Source organism: Synechococcus sp. H55.10 (assembly GCF_047502715.1).
Classification (GTDB): Bacteria; Cyanobacteriota; Cyanobacteriia; order Thermostichales; family Thermostichaceae; genus Thermostichus.
In genome coordinates, this window is sequence record NZ_JANSJJ010000025.1 from 1 (window position 1) to 16,447 (window position 16,447).

The window sequence follows — 16,447 nt, forward strand, 5'->3', positions numbered from 1 at the left end:
GAAGCGATATATCCAGAATCAGTCAGGAGGCGCTATCCCTCCCCACCCGGGTGGGGAATCCCGCGCCTTACGTTGAAGCCGCCCACTCCCCTGAGCAACCCGCCCCGGCGCACGGCCTCCTGAGCACCCAGAACTTGGGCCTCCTGTTGGTGATCTTTGGAATCCTGATGATCGGCCTTTCTGCTTGGCGCTACAACCAGGTGATGCGGCAAATCGAGGCAGGCGACTTTCGCCCCAGCCGTTTCCTCATCTGGATCATGGCTGCCGTTGTGGCCCTGTTTGGGCTGCTGAGCCTTCCCCTGCTGCTGCGCCGTCCCCGCCCTCAGGAACCTCCGCGGCTCAGCCTGCCGGAGTGAAGGGCCGCCAGGGGTTCCAGTTGCTGAGCCTGCTGCTTGAGGCGCTTGATTAACTGCTTGCACACCACCTCGCACAGCTCAAAACAGATGGGATCCGCAATTTGGTAGTAGACGCTCACGCCCCTGGGCTCGCGGCTGACGATCCCTGCCTGCGCCAGGATCTTGAGATGTTTGGAAACGTTGGCCTGGCCCATGCCGGTGGCCTCTAGGATTTGGGTAACGTTCTTGGGCCCCGAGCGCAACTGACACAGGATCTGCAGCCGGCTGGGCTCCGCCAAAACCTTGAAGTACTCCGCTACGCTGGTCAGCACTTCCGGCGTCAGGGTCAACTGGCACTCGTCTTTGCCACCTTTCACGAGCTTGTCCCAATCCATAGTCTGTTCTGTCTTGAGGGAGGTGGTAGCTTGATTTTAACACTAAATAGTTATATAGTAGCTCTAGAGACTCGAATTCGGATCGCTTTCGGGTTTTGTCAACAGACAGGAGGGCAGCATGCTATTTCGCCAACTGTTCGACTCCGAGACGAGCACCTACACTTATTTAATCGCAGACCCAGACACCCGCGAGGCCGTACTGGTGGATCCGGTGTTGGAGCAGGTGGAGCGGGACTGGAAGTTAATTCAAGAGCTGGGTCTGACCTTGAAGTACTGCCTGGAGACCCACGTTCACGCCGACCACATCACCGGCACCGGCAAGCTGCGGGAGTTGAGCGGCTGCCAAGGGGTGGTGCCGGTTCAGGCCAAGGCACAATGTGCCGACCGCTTCATCGGCCATGGGGAAACGCTGCAGGTGGGATCCATTGTCATCGAGGCCATCGCCACCCTGGGCCACACCGACAGCCACATGACCTACCGCGTCAATGGGGATCGCGTTCTGACCGGCGATGCCCTGCTCATTCGCGGCTGCGGGCGCACCGATTTCCAAAGTGGGGATCCCGGCTTGATGTACGACCACGTGACGCAGCACCTGTTTACCCTACCGGACGAGACGCTGGTCTATCCCGGCCATGACTACCGGGGACACACCGTCTCCACCATTGGCGAGGAGAAGCGCTGGAACCCCCGCTTCGTGGATCCGGAAACCGGTAAGCTGCGCTCGCGGGAGAGCTTTATTGCCCTGATGAACAGCCTCAACCTGCCGCAGCCCAAGAAGATCCAGGAAGCGGTGCCGGCCAACGAGCAGTGCGGCCAAGTGGCAGCCGCAGTTTAGTTGCTAGGGCTGGCTAGACTTCTCTCAGGCAGCCCGTCAGAAAGGGGAGGGTTGAGAGTGGATCGCCAAAATCTCTATGAGAGGGATTTCTATGCTTGGACTCAGCAACAAGCCCAATTTCTGCGGGAGCGGGCTTGGGAGAAGCTAGATCTGCCCCATTTGATTGATGAGATGGAATCGTTGGGCAGGCAACAGCGGCAAGAGCTGCGCAACCGGCTGGGGGTTTTGGTGGGGCACCTCCTCAAGTGGGAGTATCAGCCGCAGGCCAGATCGGTAAGCTGGCTTCTTACCCTACAGGTGCAGCGGCAGGAAGTTCTGGATCTGCTGGAGGAAAACCCAAGCCTGAGGCCCTATTTGCCGGAGGCCATCTCCAAGTCTTACCTGAGGGCGCTCCAACTGGCTCTAGAAGAGACCAAGCTGCCCAGAAAGACTTTTCCCCAGACCTGCCCTTATTCTCCTGAGCAAATCCTGGATAGCCAGTTTTATCCTGGCGAGCCCAGCAGGTTGCTGGAGGAGGAAGATTAGAAATCCCTAAGTCTTACAACAACCCTAGAAGCAAGGAAGAAACCATGACCGTAGCCCAACAAAATCCTACAGCTCAGCAGGAACGGGATCCCCGTCTCAAGGAGATCGACGCTTGGACTTTAAAGCAGTGGCTGGATCAAGGGCGGGTACAGCTCATTGACGTACGGGAGCCGGCAGAATACCGCGACGAGCGGATCCCGGGGGCGATCAACATGCCTCTATCTACCTTTGACCCCGCCAAGGTGCCGGCCTCGACACCAGAAAAGCCGGTGGTGCTGCAGTGCCGCATGGGCAGCCGCTCCATCCGTGCCGGCTGTCAGTTGCTCGAATACGGCTGGCCGGAAGCGATAAACCTAAAAGGCGGGATCGAAGCGTGGAAGGCCGCCAAGCTGCCCACCACCCGCACCCGCAACGCGCCCATCTCGCTAATGCGACAGGTGCAGATTACAGCGGGATCCCTGGTGCTTGTAGGAACCCTGCTGGGAGCCTTTGTCCATCCCGGCTGGCTGGTATTGAGCGGCTTTGTGGGGGCGGGGCTGGTGTTTGCCGGGATCACCAACACCTGTGGCCTGGCGCTGCTTTTGGCCCGCCTGCCCTGGAACCGGGGTCAGACGCTATGAGCGGGATCCCGTCCGCCTCTTCCCCAAAGCAGGGGGTTTGGGCGCGCTACCTGCCCTTGGCCAAGGATTCCCTGTGGTGGCTTCGCTACCAGCGAGAGGATCTGCCGGGGGATCTCATTGCCGGGGTGGTCTCGGCCATCCTGTTGGTGCCCCAGAGCATGGCCTACGCGCTGCTGGCCGGCCTGCCCCCCGAGACAGGCCTCTACGCCAGCATCCTGCCGGTGATCGCCTACGGCTTCCTGGGATCCAGCCGGGCTTTGTCGGTGGGGCCGGTGGCCATCATCGCCCTGCTGGTAGCCTCGGGTTTGGAGCCGCTGGCCGAGCCGGGCAGCCCGGAGTATGGCCAGTTGGCGCTGGGCTTAGCTCTGGAAGCGGGCCTGATCCAGCTAGGGGTAGGGCTGTTGCGCCTGGGGTTTTTGGCCAATTTCCTGAGCCACTCGGTTATAACGGCCTTTAGCAGCGCCGCAGCCCTAATCATTGCCCTTAGCCAGCTTCGCCATCTGCTGGGGGTGAAGATTGCCAACACCGAGTCCTTCTGGCTGCTAGTGCAACGGCTGTGGCAGAGCTTGGATGGGGTCAACTGGGCCACCCTGGGGCTGGGGCTGTTGTCCATCGCCCTGTTGGTGTATGCCCAGCAGAAGCTGCCGGCGCAACTGCGCCGCTGGGGGATCCCGCTCCTCTGGGAGTTGCTGCTCACCAAGAGTGCTCCCCTGGCGGCCGTTTTCTTAACCACCCTGCTGGTTTGGCGGTTGAATCTCTCGGAGAGAGCGGGAGTGGCGGTGGTGGGATCCATTCCGGCTGGCCTGCCACCGCTGACGTTTCCCCAACTGAGCTGGCCAGAATGGGGATCCCTGCTGCCCACCGCCCTAACCCTCAGCTTGGTGGGCTTTACGGAAAGTTATGCCATGGCCCAGGCCCTGGCCAGCAAGCGGCGGCAGAAAGTGGATCCCAACCAGGATCTGGTGGCCCTGGGAGTGGCCAACGTGGCAGCAGCCGTCAGCGGTGGCTTTCCGGTCACGGGTGGGATCAGCCGCTCGGTGGTGAACGCTCAGGCGGGGGCCAACAGCGGTCTGGCCTCGGTCATTACGGGATCCCTGATAGCCCTGGCCATGATCTGGCTGATGCCCTTGTTTACTTTCCTGCCCCAGGCCACCCTAGCTGCCGTTGTGCTGGTGGCGGTGCTGGGACTGGTGGATTTTCACCCCCTGCTGCAGAGCTGGCGCTACGACCGCGGCGATGCCCTCGTTTGGCTGCTCACCTTTGCCAGCGTGTTGGCAATTGGGGTGGAGCGGGGGATTGGTCTGGGGGTGCTGGTCTCCATCCTTCTCTTCCTCTGGCGGGCCAGTCGCCCCCACATTGCCATCGTTGGCCAGGTGCCGGGTACCGAGCACTACCGCAACGTGCTGCGCCATGAGGTGATTACCGATCCGCGCATCTTGGCGGTGCGAGTGGATGAGAGCCTGTTTTTTGCCAACGCCGCCTACCTGCAGGAGTACATTCTGCAAGAGGTAGCAGCGCGGCCAGCAGTGGAACAGGTGCTGCTGGTGGCCAGCGCCATTAACTTCATCGACGGCAGCGCTCTGGAGGCCCTGACCGAATTGGTGGAACGTCTGCACCAGATGGGGGTGGGCTTTGCCCTGGCCGAGGTGAAGGGGCCGGTGATGGATTGCCTCAAAAGGGTGGGGTTTGTGGAGAAAGTGGGCGCTGAGCGCTTTTTCTTGTCGACCCACCAGGCGATGCAGGCACTCAAATCCCAGGCGATGCCGGCAGCCGCTTCCGGATGAGCACCAGGGGTGTCTGCTCCGCCGCATTGCCCGCCGGGTTCTTGCGCAGCGCCTGCTCCACCAGCTCCCGCTCCACCCCTGGGCTGGCCGCCAGAACGCTTACCTCACCTAGGTCATTGGCATCCACAATGGCCACCTCGTAGCCGGTCTGGGCGTGGAGCTCGGCCACCAGCTTAGCTGGATGCCGCGGCCCCAAGACGATGAACTGGTCGTAGGGAGGCAAGGTGCCGGTGACATCGTCGATGAGGTCGGCCTGCTCCCCCGCCAGGGCATAGAACACCCCTGGGATCCCCAACAACTTGGCCAGGGATCCGACAACAAAAGCCCCCAGCACCCGCCAGGCTCCCGAGCAGTCGATCAGCGTCTGCATCCCGTAGCAGCTTGAGAGACTGGTCTTGGAGGGGAAGAAGTAGCAGAGGGTGCGGGCTAGCCAGCCAGGCTGCACCTGCAGGGGATGGCGAAAGTGGCCCTGGACGATGGCCGCCGCGCTTTCCGAGATGGCCACGATATCACCGGGCTGGATGTGAGGGCCCACGTAGCGCTGCAGCACCTCGGCAAGGTCATCGCTGGGGGTAAGCAGAGGGGTGGGAATGGCAGCCCAACTCACCGGCCCCTGCTGCTGCCAGGCCAGCTCCGGCAAGGGATCCACTTCCTGCAAGGGCAGGATTAGGTGGCTAGTCTTAAGGGTGCGCCGCTGCCGCCCGTACTGGACGTAGTCCAGCTCCAGCCAGGCCGAGCGCAAATCTGTCAGCCCTTCCCCCCTCAGCTCGATCTCCACTTCCAAGCCGGTCTGGCTTTGGGGGGTGATGATGTAGGCCTGCCAGTAGTTGTCCTGGCGAGGGGGCAGATCCACATGGCGGGAGCGCAGGCGGATCTGGGTTTGGATCCCTTCGATGGAGCTGGCACTGAGCAAATGCAGTCGCGGCTGCACCTGGGCCAAGGTGACCTCAAAGATGGGGTTGAGGTTGCGGGCCACGAACTCCGCCTGGATCAGCCAGTGATCGGGGCTGAGGCGGTTGAGGTGCCAGCTCTGCGGCTCCACCACCAGGCAGTCGGCGGGGCGGGTCTTCCGCCAGTACAGCACCGTCGCCAAACTCAAGAGCAGCCCGGCCACCACCTGAATCCAGCCTGAGGGATCCCCCAGCCAACGCCAGATCCCCCAGAGGCTCAAGACCACCCCAGCCAATACGCCGGCCACCACACCTCGGCTTACCATCCGGATTGTTGCCATCGGGATCCCACTCCTTGCAATCGTTAAGCCCTGCTAAAGCCTGCCCCTTCCGTCCAGCCCGCCCCCTAGACTACAGGTACCGACCAAGCCCTAGCCATCCTACCGGGAAACCGACAGCAAGCGGTCGCAGAATCTCTACCCACATTTCCATCTCAAACATTTAGACTACAAATAGGTTGCATTCTAAGTTTTTCTACAGCATCCTGCGGAGGTCGCCCATGGCCCACAAACAGCAGTTCAAAAGCTTTGACGATATGATCCAGGGATCCGAAACTCCCATTCTGGTGGATTTTTACGCCACCTGGTGTGGTCCCTGTCAGGTCATGGCCCAGGTGTTGGAGCAGGTGAAGCCCCAAGTGGGGGACGCCATCTCCTTTGTTAAGGTCGACACCGAAAAGTACCCCAACATCGCTGCCCGCTGGGGGATCTACGCCGTGCCAACTCTGATCCTGTTTAAAGACGGGAAGCCGGTTGACCGCATTGAAGGGCTGCTACATCCCCGAGCTCTGCTCGAGCGGCTACGGGCCCAGGTCAACTTACCGGTGGCCTGATCTGGGCAAGGGTTGGAGCCTGTGCCGCTTCTCCAAGTTCACCTGGCAGGAGAGGTGCCCTACCGCACCGCTTGGGCTTGGCAGCAGGCCCGGTTGGCCCGGATGATCCGCGATCCTGAGGTGCCGGATGGGCTTTTGTTGCTCACCCACCCGCCGGTCTACACCCTGGGGGCAGGGGCCGATCCCAAGTTTCTCAAAAGCCTGGCTGGACGGATAGGATCCCCGGATACTCAGCCAGAGTCCCCTGCTCCTGAGGGGCCGGAGATTCTGCGGGTGGAGCGGGGCGGCGAGGTGACCTACCACGGGCCGGGCCAGTGGGTGGGCTATGCCCTACTGAACCTAAAGCGCCATAGGACTGTCTACGGCTCCCATGGCCAGCCGGATCTGCACTGCTACCTGCGCCACCTAGAAGAGGTGCTCATCCAGACCGTAGCCCACTTTGGCCTGCGGGGGGAGCGGATCCCTGGCCTGACAGGGGTTTGGGTGCAAGGCCACAAGGTGGCGGCCATCGGCATCAAGGTCTCCCGCTGGGTTACCTACCACGGCTTTGCCCTCAACGTCTGTCCGGATCTGCCTGCCTTCGCGGCCATCGTGCCCTGTGGGATCCCCGATCGCCCGGTGGGATCCCTGGTGCAGTTTTGTCCGGGGGTAACAATGGCTGCCGTAGCCCCAGTGTTGGTGCAATCTTTTTGTCATGTCTTCAGGCTGCAGGCACAGGCAGTTTCCCTGGCCGAGTGGTTGGGAGAGCCTCCTTGGTTTGTCTAAATCCGAGATGGCCCTAGATTCAATCCAAGGGCGACTACTCCACCCCCAACTGGCGCAGCAGTTGCTGCAGGATGGCTTGGTCAGCAAAGTTGCCGCTTTGGGAAAAAAGAGCCAAGGCCTGGCGAAAGGCAGCCATAGCAGCCTCTCGCTCCCCCAGTTGCAGGTGGGCCACGCCGCGGCTAAAGTAGGCCTCTGGGATCCCCGGATCCAACTGGATGGCCCGCTCCGCATCGGCTAAGGCCTTTTGGGGCTGGCGCAACTGGTTGTAAACGTAGCTGCGGTTAACGTAGGCTGGCGCATAGGTGGGATCCAACTCTACTGCCTGATCCAGATCCGCCAAAGCCGCCACCGGATCCCCGCGCAGCAACTTGAGGGATCCCTGCCAGTTAAACTCGGAAGCAGGGCTTCGGGCCGAGGTCTGCTCAGGAGGAGTGGGGGAGGTGGGCAAAGAGAGGGCGGGGGCAGGAGTCAGGAATGCCGCCAAGCAACCTATGAGAGCCACCCTTCCCCATCGCCGCTTCATCGTGCTCCGCTGAGGATCCCAACCCAGTCCAGTATAGACTGCCCGCAAGAGGGGCCATCCTTGCACTTAACCAACCCGCCGAGAAGCCCCGCTTTGGACCCGGGATGAGAGGCGGATTAGCTAAAATAGCTTGGCTTATCCTATCGTACTGACGGAAAAGGCACCTTGATCGAGCGCTACACTCTGCCGGAAATGGGCCAGATTTGGTCCACCGCCCACAAGCTCCAGACCTGGCTACAAGTAGAGCTGGCCGTCTGTGAGGCGCAGGCGGAGCTGGGGCGGATCCCTCAAGAGGCTCTGCAGGAGATCAAAGCCAAAGCTGCCTTTGACCCGGCGCGGGTTTTGGCAATCGAGGCGGAAGTCAAGCACGATGTTATTGCCTTCTTGACCAACCTCAACGAGCATGTGGGCGAGGCGGGGCGCTACATCCACCTGGGCTTGACCAGCTCGGATGTGTTGGACACAGCCTTGGCCCTGCAGCTTGTAGCCTCGGTTGAGATCTTGCAAGCTCGGCTGGCCGATCTCATCGCTGCTTTGCGTGAGCAGGCCCGCCGACACCGCTACACCTTGATGATGGGCCGCACCCATGGCGTCCATGCCGAGCCCATTACCTTTGGCTTTAAGCTGGCCGGCTGGCTGGCCGAGTGCCTGCGCCATCAGGAGCGCCTAGCGCGCCTACGGGAGGTGGTCGCCGTGGGCAAGATCTCCGGCGCCGTGGGTACCTACGCCAATGTGCCCCCCCAGGTGGAACAGTTGGCCTGCGCCCGCTTAGGCCTCAAACCGGATACGGCCTCGACGCAGGTGATCTCCCGCGATCGCCACGCTGAGTATGTGCAGACCTTGGCTTTGATTGGCTCTTCTCTGGAGCGCTTTGCCACCGAGATCCGCCACCTACAGCGGACAGAGGTGCTGGAGGTTGAGGAGTACTTTGCCCCCGGCCAAAAGGGATCCTCCGCCATGCCCCACAAGCGCAACCCCATCAAGTCTGAACAACTGACGGGAATTGCCCGCCTCTTGCGGGGGTATGCTGTCTCGGCCCTGGAAAACATTCCCCTTTGGCATGAGCGGGATATTTCCCATAGCTCTGTAGAGCGGGTCATCCTGCCCGATGCCTCCATCCTCTGCCACTACCTACTGGTCAACATGGCAGATCTGGTGCGCCACCTGCAGGTTTACCCTGCCAACATGGAGCGCAACCTCACCCTCTACGGTGGTGTTGTCTTTAGCCAGCAGGTGCTTTTGGCTTTGGTGGAGAAGGGCTTGAGCCGTGAGGAAGCCTACCGACTGGTGCAGGAAAATGCCCACCGCGCCTGGAACCAAGCCGGCGGAGATTTCCACGCCAATCTGCTGGCGGATCCCAGAGTAATGGCCCACCTGAGCGAGGCGGAGCTGCAGGCTTGCTTTGACCCGCGGCGGCACCTCACCCACCTGGACGAGATCTTTGCCCGCTTGGGCATTTGAGGATCCCCTATGGCTTGGCAGCGGCAACATGTCTTGGGGCTGGCGGACTTTACCCGCGAAGAGTATCAAATTGTCTTGCAAACCGCCGCCAGCTTTCAGGAAGTGCTGACCCGGCGGCTGCCCAAGGTGCCCACCCTGCAGGGGAAGGTGGTGGTGACGCTGTTTTTCGAGCCTTCCACCCGCACCCGCAACAGCTTTGAGCTGGCGGCCAAGCGCCTGTCAGCGGATGTGCTCAACTTTTCCCCCGGCACCTCTTCGCTAAGCAAGGGGGAAACCATTTTGGATACGGCTCGCACCTTTTTGGCCATGGGATCCGACGTGCTCATCGTCCGCCACGCCCAGGCCGGGGTGCCGCAGCAGTTGGCCGCCGAGATCAATCGCCGCGGATCCCCAGCGGGGGTGCTAAACGCGGGAGATGGCCTGCACGAACATCCCACTCAAGCTTTGCTGGATCTATTTACCCTCTGTAGCCACCTGGATCCGCAGCGACCTCGCCTCGAGCTGCTGCAGGGGGTGAAGGTGGCCATCGTCGGTGACATCCTCCACTCGCGGGTAGCCCGCTCCAACATCTATGCTCTAGTGGCCGCTGGCGCAGACGTCCACTTGGCCGGCCCGCCCACCCTGTTGCCCAAAGACTTTGCCCAGTTTGTGCCCGGCCATACTCTGCCGGTGCACTGGCAGTTGGAGCCGGCCCTAGCAGGAGCCCGCTTCGTCATCGCCCTGCGCCTGCAACGGGAGCGGATGAGCGAATTCCTCATCCCCAGCCTGCAGGAATACCACCACCTTTTCGGCCTCACCCAGCAGCGGCTGCGCCTGTGCCACCCCGAGGTGAGGGTTCTCCACCCCGGCCCGGTCAACCGCGGCGTGGAACTGAGTTCTGAAGTGATGGAGGATCCCAGCCTCAACCTCATCGAGCGGCAAGTTGCCCACGGCGTGGCGGTGCGCATGGCTTTGCTGTACCTGATGGGCGGCGGGCGGATCCCGGCTTAGACCTCCCCCTTTCCCCTCTGGTCGGGGAACTTGAGGAGCTGCTTGACGTCTAGAGTGCTGAGGTTACTCTTCTAGCCAACTCAACGCTCTCCGCAAAAGCAAGAAAGAAGCTCTTGCGGGGGCTCTTTTGGACACATTGAACCCTACATAAGCCTATATAAGCTTGGCAAGATTTGGGGCAGCTTTCTGCTCTAGGCTCTGCGCAACTTATCTTCTGTTCAAACTTTTTTTCTGGCTGGCCAGCATCATCTTTTATTTGGATCGAGGTCATCTAGCCAAGTCTAAGACAAGCTAAAAGTCTTGCAAAATAAGCTTTTCACAGATCCTGAGCTCCAGGATCATTTTTTGCTGCTATCTAAACCTAAGCAAATCACCAGGTAAAAAATCAAGAGCTCATAGCAATCACCTCATTCAGAAAGACACCGACTTTTTCTTCTGGCTTAACCTAAACTTAACCTTAACATATTCTACTCTTAACCTTGAGGTTGTAGAGTTATAGGCGTCGATTAAAATCAGACATTTCTTTCTTATGCGATCTCTGCTCTCTGCTTCTGTTTCTTCTATCGCGGCTCTGGCGGTGGGAGCCCTGGCGCTGGCCCCGGCCCAAGCCCAAACCGTGCAAATCTCTGGCGCAGGTGCTACCTTCGCTGCGCCGCTGCTGCAGCGCTGGTTTGATGCCTACAATCGCACCGTAGATCCCAATGTGCAAGTCAGCTACCAGTCTGTTGGGAGCGGTGCCGGTCTGGAGCAATACATCAACGGCACGGTGGACTTCGGTGCTTCCGAGGGTCCGATGACCGAAAAGTACAACGCCTCTCGCTACAAGAGCTTCAAAGAGAAATACGGCTACGAGCCCCTGCAACTGCCTCTGGCGGGGGGCGCCATTGAATTTGCCTACAACCTGCCCGGCATCGGCGACAAAGAGCTCGTGCTCAAGCGGGAAACCTACTGTGGCATTGTTACCGGCGAAATCACCCGCTGGGACGACATTCGCATCAAGGCCCAAAACCCCAACCTGGCAAGTCGGCTGCCCGCGCTGGACATCACCTGGGTGCACCGCTCCGACGGCTCTGGGACGACCTTCGTGTTCAGCAACCACATCAACGCTGCTTGCCCCAACTGGAAGGGCGGCGTGGGAACCACGGTGGAGTGGCCGGTTGGCATCGGTGCCCAGGGCAACGAAGGGGTAGCCGCCACCATCAAGCAGGAGCCAGGGGCGATTGGCTATGTGAACCAGTCCTTTGCCAAGCTGGAGCAACTGACTACTGCTCGCATAGAAAACAAAGCGGGCAAGATTGTCGAGTTTTCTCCTGAGCGGGCTACTTCTGCCCTCAACGCTCCCCTGCCCGAAGATTTTGCCCTGCTGGTGCCGGATCCCGAAGGGCCTGACGACTACCCCATCGTTGGTTTGTTCTGGGTGATGCTCTACCGCGAATATCCTGACGAGCAAAAGCTGAAGAAGCTGGTGGAAGCCATCAAGTGGACGCAGGGGCCAGAGGGCCAAGCCATCACCAAAGAACTGGACTACATCCCCATGCCGGAGCCGGCCATCCAGCGGATCTTCGCCGAGCTGGATAAGATCAAGGTCAACCCCAACGCGAAGCGATGAGTTGCTGTCCTGTTGAAAGGTGTTAGTTGAGGGCCAGTGGTCAACAAGAGGCTGTGCTCTTCCTGTTGGCTACTGGCTTGCCGCTTTGCTGATTTTTAACGGGTAAAAGTTCTGTCGGCACTGACTTTTGACGTTGTCACCAGTCTGAGTCTAACAAGCTTTTGGTGTTCACTGTTGGCCAGGACACAGACAACTGCAACACCGATGGAATGTAGGGTGAGAGAGGTTTTGCCACAATCTGCCCACCAGTAGAATTGCCACAGCGGGGATCCTATGACTTCGGCAGCCAGAGACTACGACTTATCAACGGATGTTGCTATTGAAAAGAAAATGGATGTTTCCCGCGCCCTCGACGTGGGTTTTGTCCGCCTAACTTTGGTGCTGGCAGGGTTTGCCGGCATCATTCTCATTTGGGTGATCGTGCAGACCACTGAGGCAGCCCTGCCGGCCATGCGCCAGTTTGGCTTGGGCTTTCTGGTCACCAGCCGCTGGAACCCGGTGGAAAACATCTATGGGGTGTTGCCCCAGATCTACGGCAGTTTGATGACCTCTCTGGTGGCCCTGATTTTTGCCATTCCTCTGGGCATCGGCACCGCCATTTTCTTGACGGAAGATTTTGCCCCCAAGTGGATAACGGCGCCGATTGCCTTTGCCATTGAGCTGATCGTGGCCATTCCCAGTGTGGTGCTGGGGCTGTGGGGCATCTTTGTGCTCATTCCGGCGGTGCGGCCCATCTTCCGAGCCATCAATCAGACGCTGGGGTGGATCCCTTTCTTCGGCGGCCCGGCTCCCCGAGGCCCCAGTCTGTTGATTGTAGCCATGGTGCTGGGGATCATGATTTCCCCCATCATCATTTCCATCACCCGCAGCACCCTTGAATCGCTGCCCCGGGGCCTCAAAGAGGGCGCCTTGGCGTTGGGAGCCAGCCGCTGGGAGACGATCTTGACGGTGATGATCCCGGCGGGCCTGTCGGGCATTGTCAGCTCGATCATGCTGGCATTGGGACGGGCCTTGGGGGAGACCATGGTGGCAGCAATGATTTCCGGCAACGCCAACCGCATCAACATCTCCCTGCTGCAGCCAGGATCCACCATTACCGGCTTGATTGCTTCCCAGTTTGGCGAGGCAGGACGCCTGCAGGTGTCGGCCCTTATGTATGCCGGTGTGGTGTTGATGGTGCTGACCCTGTTGGTTAACGTTATGGCCGAAATCATCATCCGCAAGTTTCAAAACTTGGAGCAGTAACCGAGGAGCCTCGTCATCATGTCCCAGTCAGCCCAGCTTGTTCCTGAGGAGATCGACATTAGCCGTGCCGCTGTTCCCCCCCTGCGGAGATATAGGGGCACTGCCTTGACGCTGCTGAGCGGACTGTTTGTGGCCGCCATCATGGCTGCCCTATCTTGGGTGCTGTGGGACATCGGTAAGGAGGGCATCCAGAGGATAAGCTGGGACGTCCTCACCGAGACTCGCTACCCGGCTCCAGGGTTAGCAGAGGGGGGGTTTGGCCACGCTATCGTCGGCAGCGTAATGGTTCTGGCCACGGGGGCGGCTTTGAGCTTTCCCTTCGGGATCCTAGCGGCCGTTTACCTGTCGGAGTTTGGCCGCGGCAGCCGCTTGGCCTACTTGGTCAAGTTCTCCTGTAACGTGCTCACGGGCGTGCCGGCCATTCTCTGCGGCCTGTTTGCCTACGCTTTGGTGGTGCGGGGATCCGGCTTCTCGGCTTTTTCGGGGGGAGTTGCCCTGGGCGTGTTGATGCTGCCCATTGTCATCCGCTCCACGGAAGAGGCGCTGCTTTTGGTGTCGCCGGATATGCGTTTGGCTTCGGTTGGCCTGGGGGCCACTCGCTTTCAGACCACAATGCGCATCGTCCTGCCGGCAGCAGCTCCGGCCATTGTAACAGGCTTAATCTTGGCCTTGGCGCGGGCTGCCGGCGAGGCAGCACCTCTACTTTTTACTTCCTTCAACAACAATTTCTGGTCAACCAACCTGTTTGGACCGGTGGCTACCCTGCCGGTGATGGTTTACTTCTTCTCAATTATTCCCTTCAAGGTGCAGCAGGAGCTGGCATGGGCAGGAGCCCTGGTGCTGCTGGCCATTGTTTTGGCAGCCAGCTTGCTGGCCCGCTTCCTGGTCTACAAAGCCAGAAGATAGTTTAAGCCTTGTCGGACAGCGGCCAGGTGTGAATTAGCCTCTTGACGAACTTTCTGCGAGTGGGATCATGAAAACTCAATCTGCTAACTCAACCACCTACGTCTTCCGAACGGAAAACCTGAGTGTCTACTATGGCTCGAACCTAGCGGTGAAAAACGTCACCATGGATATTCCCGCCCGGCAAATTACGGCTTTTATCGGGCCTTCTGGCTGTGGCAAAAGTACCATCCTGCGCTGCTTTAACCGCACCAATGACTTGATCCCGGGGGCGCGTGTCGAGGGCAAACTTACCTACCACAGCAAAGACCTCTACGCCGAAAACGTAGATCCCGTGGCGGTGCGGCGGCGCATTGGCATGGTGTTCCAGAAGCCCAACCCTTTTCCCAAGAGCATCTACGACAACGTTGCCTATGGCCCGCGGGTGCTGGGGATGAAAGTGGACTTGGACGAGGTGGTGGAAACTTCGCTCAAGCGGGCCGCCCTTTGGGATGAGGTGAAAGACAAGTTGAAAGAAAATGGCCAGTCTTTGTCTGGGGGGCAGCAGCAGCGTTTGTGTATTGCCCGCGCCCTGGCGGTACAGCCGGATGTCATCCTCATGGACGAGCCCTGCTCGGCTTTGGATCCCATCTCCACCCGCCGTATCGAGGAGCTGATGAAGGAGCTGGAGCAGGATTATACCATCATTATCGTCACCCACAACATGCAGCAGGCCAGCCGCGTCTCGGACATGACGGCTTTCTTCAGCGTGGAGCTGGTGGGATCCAACCGCGTGGGCGAACTGGTGGAGTTCGACCGAACGGAGGTGATCTTCAACAGCCCTGCCAAAGAGGCGACCAAAGACTACGTAGAGGGCCGCTTCGGCTGATGCTCGGGACGGGCCGGGATCCCCTGGAGAAGCGTTTTCTGTTTCTGGCGAGCCTTTCTGCCGGCCCTTTGCACAGACAATGGAGTCTGAGTAGCCTGCTATCCAATTGGGGATCCCTATGACCGTTGCTGCTTCTGGAAAATTGCAGGCCTTGCTTTCTGAGCTGGCCGACCTTGAAACCATCACCGATCCGGCGCAAGTTGCCAAGTTGTCGCTGGACTTTTACCACTACAGCCCTGTGCTCAGCCGCCAGTTGAGCAACAAGCGCGGGGAGGTGGTGGTGCGCCCTGCCGATGAAGCAGAAGTGATGCGGGTGGCGGCGGCCTGTGCCAAGTGGAGAGTACCCCTGACCGTGCGCGGCGCCGGTACCGGTAACTATGGCCAGTGCATCCCCCTAGCTGGCGGTGTGATCCTGGACATGAGCAAGCTCAACCAGGTAATCTGGGCCAAGCCGGGCTTGGCGCGGGTACAGGCGGGGGCCAAGCTGATGGCCATCGACAAACACACCCGCGAGCTGGGCTGGGAGATCCGTATGGCCCCTTCCACCTACCGCACGGCGACTATTGGGGGGTTCATTGCCGGCGGTAGCGGCGGCATCGGCTCTGTGACCTACGGCCAACTGCTGGATCGGGGCAACATCTTAGGGCTGCGGGTGATTACAGTCGAAGAGGAGCCGCGGGCCCTGGAGCTGCGGGGAGACGACGTGTTTAAAGTCAGCCATGCCTGGGGCCTCAACGGGATCATCACCGAGGTGGAGATTCCCTTGGCGCCGGCCTATCCTTGGGCGGAGCTGGTGGTGGCCTTCCCGCCGGAGGGGGGGTTTATGCCCTGCGCCCACTTTGGCCAGGCTCTGGCCGAGGCAGATGGGATCCTGAAGAAACTCATCAGCCTGCACGCCTGGCCGATCCCTCGCTACTTCGTCCCCTTGCAGGACTACTTGCCCCAGGGATCCGCCGTGGCCCTCTTGATGGTGGCCGAGTACAGCCTAGAGCCGTTGCTGGAGCTCATTCGGGAGCATGGCGGCCAGGTGGTCTACAACAAAACGGCTCAGGAGGCCGGCAAGGGGATCTCGCTGGGGGAATTCTCTTGGAACCACACCACCCTGCACTGCCGCAGCGTGGATCCCAATTTGACCTATCTACAATCGATTTTTCCGCCCGATCGGGAGCTGAAGGTGGTGCAGCACCTGTACGAGCACTTTGGCGACGAAGTGCTGATGCACCTGGAGTGGATTCGCATCCGGGGGCAGGCTACCCCGGTCGGCCTGCAAATTGTGCGCTTTACAACGGAAGAACGCCTCAACGAGATCATGCGCTATCACGAGGCGCAGGGAGTCTTCATCGCCAATCCCCACACTTTCATCATCGAAGAGGGGGGTCGCAAAGTGATGGATCCGCGCCAGCTCCGTTTTAAGGAAGAAGTGGATCCCTATGGATTGCTTAACCCCGGCAAGATGCGCAGTTGGCAAGGGCGGGCTTCTGCTTGAAAGTGCTGAGAGGGCTTTATCCTCTAATATCCAGCGATCTCTGAGTTGCCTCTGCCAAAAGGAGAGGGGCTTGACAGTCAATCTTCTGCCAAGGCCAGCTCCAAAGCATAGGGACAAGTCTCCGGAAAGGCCGAGATATCCCCTCAAGCTGGGGCTATCTTCGAGGGCCAATTCAAGCTGAGTTCGCGCATCTGTGATGGCATCCAGCCAGCTCTCTGAGCGACGCTGAGGTTGATATTGCCACATGAACTACCCCACCGCGTAGGCGGGTGGGGTTTCCTCACCCGCTTGACAGCAGAGCTTTTGTCTCTTCTTCTGCCC

Annotated in this window: 17 protein-coding genes and 1 pseudogene; 14 read left to right on the forward strand and 4 right to left on the reverse strand. The window is 60.0% G+C overall.

Annotated features, from left to right (window positions below):
- Nucleotides 1-167 precede the first annotated feature (167 nt).
- On the forward strand, nt 168-356 hold the full coding sequence (locus NW858_RS02440; RefSeq protein WP_414519630.1) for a hypothetical protein: 189 nt from the start codon (nt 168-170) through the stop codon (nt 354-356).
- Here the strand turns inward: NW858_RS02440 and NW858_RS02445 are convergent.
- On the reverse strand, nt 323-730 hold the full coding sequence (locus NW858_RS02445; RefSeq protein WP_414334970.1) for an ArsR/SmtB family transcription factor: 408 nt from the start codon (nt 728-730) through the stop codon (nt 323-325). The genes NW858_RS02440 and NW858_RS02445 overlap by 34 nt on opposite strands.
- A 118-nt stretch (nt 731-848) precedes the next feature.
- Between NW858_RS02445 and NW858_RS02450 the strand changes: the two genes are divergently transcribed.
- From NW858_RS02450 to NW858_RS02465, 4 genes are read left to right on the forward strand one after another with little or no spacing between them, the layout of a single operon-like run.
- The gene (locus NW858_RS02450) at nt 849-1,565 is read left to right on the forward strand and encodes an MBL fold metallo-hydrolase (protein WP_414348958.1); all 717 of its coding nucleotides are present in this window, start codon (nt 849-851) and stop codon (nt 1,563-1,565) included.
- A 57-nt stretch (nt 1,566-1,622) separates the two neighbouring features.
- The gene (locus tag NW858_RS02455) at nt 1,623-2,090 is read left to right on the forward strand and encodes a DUF29 domain-containing protein (RefSeq protein ID WP_414519632.1); all 468 of its coding nucleotides are present in this window, start codon (nt 1,623-1,625) and stop codon (nt 2,088-2,090) included.
- Between the two features lie 44 nt (nt 2,091-2,134).
- Complete coding sequence (locus NW858_RS02460) at nt 2,135-2,710, forward strand: rhodanese-like domain-containing protein (RefSeq protein ID WP_414519634.1); 576 nt, start codon at nt 2,135-2,137, stop codon at nt 2,708-2,710.
- Entirely contained in the window at nt 2,707-4,494 is a 1,788-nt protein-coding gene (locus NW858_RS02465) for a SulP family inorganic anion transporter (RefSeq protein WP_414519636.1), read from the forward strand. The genes NW858_RS02460 and NW858_RS02465 overlap by 4 nt, the downstream gene beginning before the upstream one ends.
- On the opposite strand, the gene NW858_RS02470 is transcribed toward NW858_RS02465, so the two are convergent.
- Nucleotides 4,457-5,725 (reverse strand): hypothetical protein, encoded by a 1,269-nt coding sequence (locus tag NW858_RS02470; protein WP_414519638.1) that lies wholly within the window; start codon nt 5,723-5,725, stop codon nt 4,457-4,459. The two genes, NW858_RS02465 and NW858_RS02470, sit on opposite strands and share 38 nt — an antisense overlap.
- 218 nt (nt 5,726-5,943) lie before the next feature.
- Here NW858_RS02470 and trxA point away from each other — a divergent pair, with 218 nt between their 5' ends.
- Together trxA and lipB are read left to right on the forward strand one after the other, a co-directional pair.
- The gene (trxA, locus tag NW858_RS02475) at nt 5,944-6,276 is read left to right on the forward strand and encodes a thioredoxin (protein ID WP_414519640.1); all 333 of its coding nucleotides are present in this window, start codon (nt 5,944-5,946) and stop codon (nt 6,274-6,276) included.
- A gap of 21 nt (nt 6,277-6,297) precedes the next feature.
- A complete protein-coding gene (gene lipB, locus NW858_RS02480; RefSeq protein WP_414519642.1) occupies nt 6,298-7,041 on the forward strand; it encodes a lipoyl(octanoyl) transferase LipB in 744 nt (247 codons plus the stop codon).
- A gap of 34 nt (nt 7,042-7,075) precedes the next feature.
- On the opposite strand, the gene NW858_RS02485 is transcribed toward lipB, so the two are convergent.
- On the reverse strand, nt 7,076-7,525 hold the full coding sequence (locus NW858_RS02485; RefSeq protein WP_414519644.1) for a tetratricopeptide repeat protein: 450 nt from the start codon (nt 7,523-7,525) through the stop codon (nt 7,076-7,078).
- A 204-nt stretch (nt 7,526-7,729) separates the two neighbouring features.
- Here NW858_RS02485 and purB point away from each other — a divergent pair, with 204 nt between their 5' ends.
- The 7 genes from purB to NW858_RS02520 all read left to right on the forward strand — a co-directional run bounded on the left by purB (nt 7,730) and on the right by NW858_RS02520 (nt 16,126).
- Nucleotides 7,730-9,025 carry an adenylosuccinate lyase gene (gene purB / locus NW858_RS02490; protein WP_414519646.1) on the forward strand — a complete coding sequence of 432 codons (1,296 nt, stop codon included), beginning with the start codon at nt 7,730-7,732 and terminating at the stop codon, nt 9,023-9,025.
- A 9-nt stretch (nt 9,026-9,034) separates the two neighbouring features.
- Nucleotides 9,035-10,015: an aspartate carbamoyltransferase catalytic subunit gene (locus tag NW858_RS02495; protein ID WP_414348966.1), complete on the forward strand. Its 981-nt coding sequence runs from the start codon at nt 9,035-9,037 to the stop codon at nt 10,013-10,015.
- Between the two features lie 529 nt (nt 10,016-10,544).
- The gene (pstS, locus tag NW858_RS02500; RefSeq protein WP_414348967.1) at nt 10,545-11,624 is read left to right on the forward strand and encodes a phosphate ABC transporter substrate-binding protein PstS; all 1,080 of its coding nucleotides are present in this window, start codon (nt 10,545-10,547) and stop codon (nt 11,622-11,624) included.
- A 273-nt stretch (nt 11,625-11,897) separates the two neighbouring features.
- Nucleotides 11,898-12,869, forward strand: coding sequence for a phosphate ABC transporter permease subunit PstC (gene pstC, locus NW858_RS02505; RefSeq protein ID WP_414334982.1), 972 nt, complete (start codon nt 11,898-11,900; stop codon nt 12,867-12,869).
- An 18-nt stretch (nt 12,870-12,887) separates the two neighbouring features.
- Nucleotides 12,888-13,775, forward strand: coding sequence for a phosphate ABC transporter permease PstA (pstA, locus tag NW858_RS02510; RefSeq protein ID WP_414509841.1), 888 nt, complete (start codon nt 12,888-12,890; stop codon nt 13,773-13,775).
- 67 nt (nt 13,776-13,842) lie between these two features.
- Nucleotides 13,843-14,640 (forward strand): phosphate ABC transporter ATP-binding protein PstB, encoded by a 798-nt coding sequence (pstB, locus tag NW858_RS02515; protein ID WP_414334984.1) that lies wholly within the window; start codon nt 13,843-13,845, stop codon nt 14,638-14,640.
- A gap of 118 nt (nt 14,641-14,758) precedes the next feature.
- Nucleotides 14,759-16,126, forward strand: coding sequence for an FAD-binding oxidoreductase (locus NW858_RS02520; protein WP_414519649.1), 1,368 nt, complete (start codon nt 14,759-14,761; stop codon nt 16,124-16,126).
- Between the two features lie 186 nt (nt 16,127-16,312).
- On the opposite strand, the pseudogene NW858_RS02525 reads toward NW858_RS02520, so the two are convergent.
- Nucleotides 16,313-16,372, reverse strand: a pseudogene (locus tag NW858_RS02525) (DUF29 domain-containing protein); the annotation flags it as partial.
- Nucleotides 16,373-16,447 lie beyond the last annotated feature (75 nt).

Coding starts and splice junctions, on each gene's coding strand:
- pstA (WP_414509841.1), top strand. CDS start 12,888: ATGTCCCAGTCAGCCCAGCTTGTTCCTGAGGAGATCGACATTAGCCGT.
- pstC (WP_414334982.1), top strand. CDS start 11,898: ATGACTTCGGCAGCCAGAGACTACGACTTATCAACGGATGTTGCTATT.
- NW858_RS02450 (WP_414348958.1), top strand. CDS start 849: ATGCTATTTCGCCAACTGTTCGACTCCGAGACGAGCACCTACACTTAT.
- pstB (WP_414334984.1), top strand. CDS start 13,843: ATGAAAACTCAATCTGCTAACTCAACCACCTACGTCTTCCGAACGGAA.
- NW858_RS02440 (WP_414519630.1), top strand. CDS start 168: ATGATCGGCCTTTCTGCTTGGCGCTACAACCAGGTGATGCGGCAAATC.
- NW858_RS02495 (WP_414348966.1), top strand. CDS start 9,035: ATGGCTTGGCAGCGGCAACATGTCTTGGGGCTGGCGGACTTTACCCGC.
- pstS (WP_414348967.1), top strand. CDS start 10,545: ATGCGATCTCTGCTCTCTGCTTCTGTTTCTTCTATCGCGGCTCTGGCG.
- NW858_RS02520 (WP_414519649.1), top strand. CDS start 14,759: ATGACCGTTGCTGCTTCTGGAAAATTGCAGGCCTTGCTTTCTGAGCTG.
- NW858_RS02445 (WP_414334970.1), bottom strand. CDS start 730: ATGGATTGGGACAAGCTCGTGAAAGGTGGCAAAGACGAGTGCCAGTTG.
- trxA (WP_414519640.1), top strand. CDS start 5,944: ATGGCCCACAAACAGCAGTTCAAAAGCTTTGACGATATGATCCAGGGA.
- NW858_RS02470 (WP_414519638.1), bottom strand. CDS start 5,725: ATGGCAACAATCCGGATGGTAAGCCGAGGTGTGGTGGCCGGCGTATTG.
- NW858_RS02465 (WP_414519636.1), top strand. CDS start 2,707: ATGAGCGGGATCCCGTCCGCCTCTTCCCCAAAGCAGGGGGTTTGGGCG.
- NW858_RS02460 (WP_414519634.1), top strand. CDS start 2,135: ATGACCGTAGCCCAACAAAATCCTACAGCTCAGCAGGAACGGGATCCC.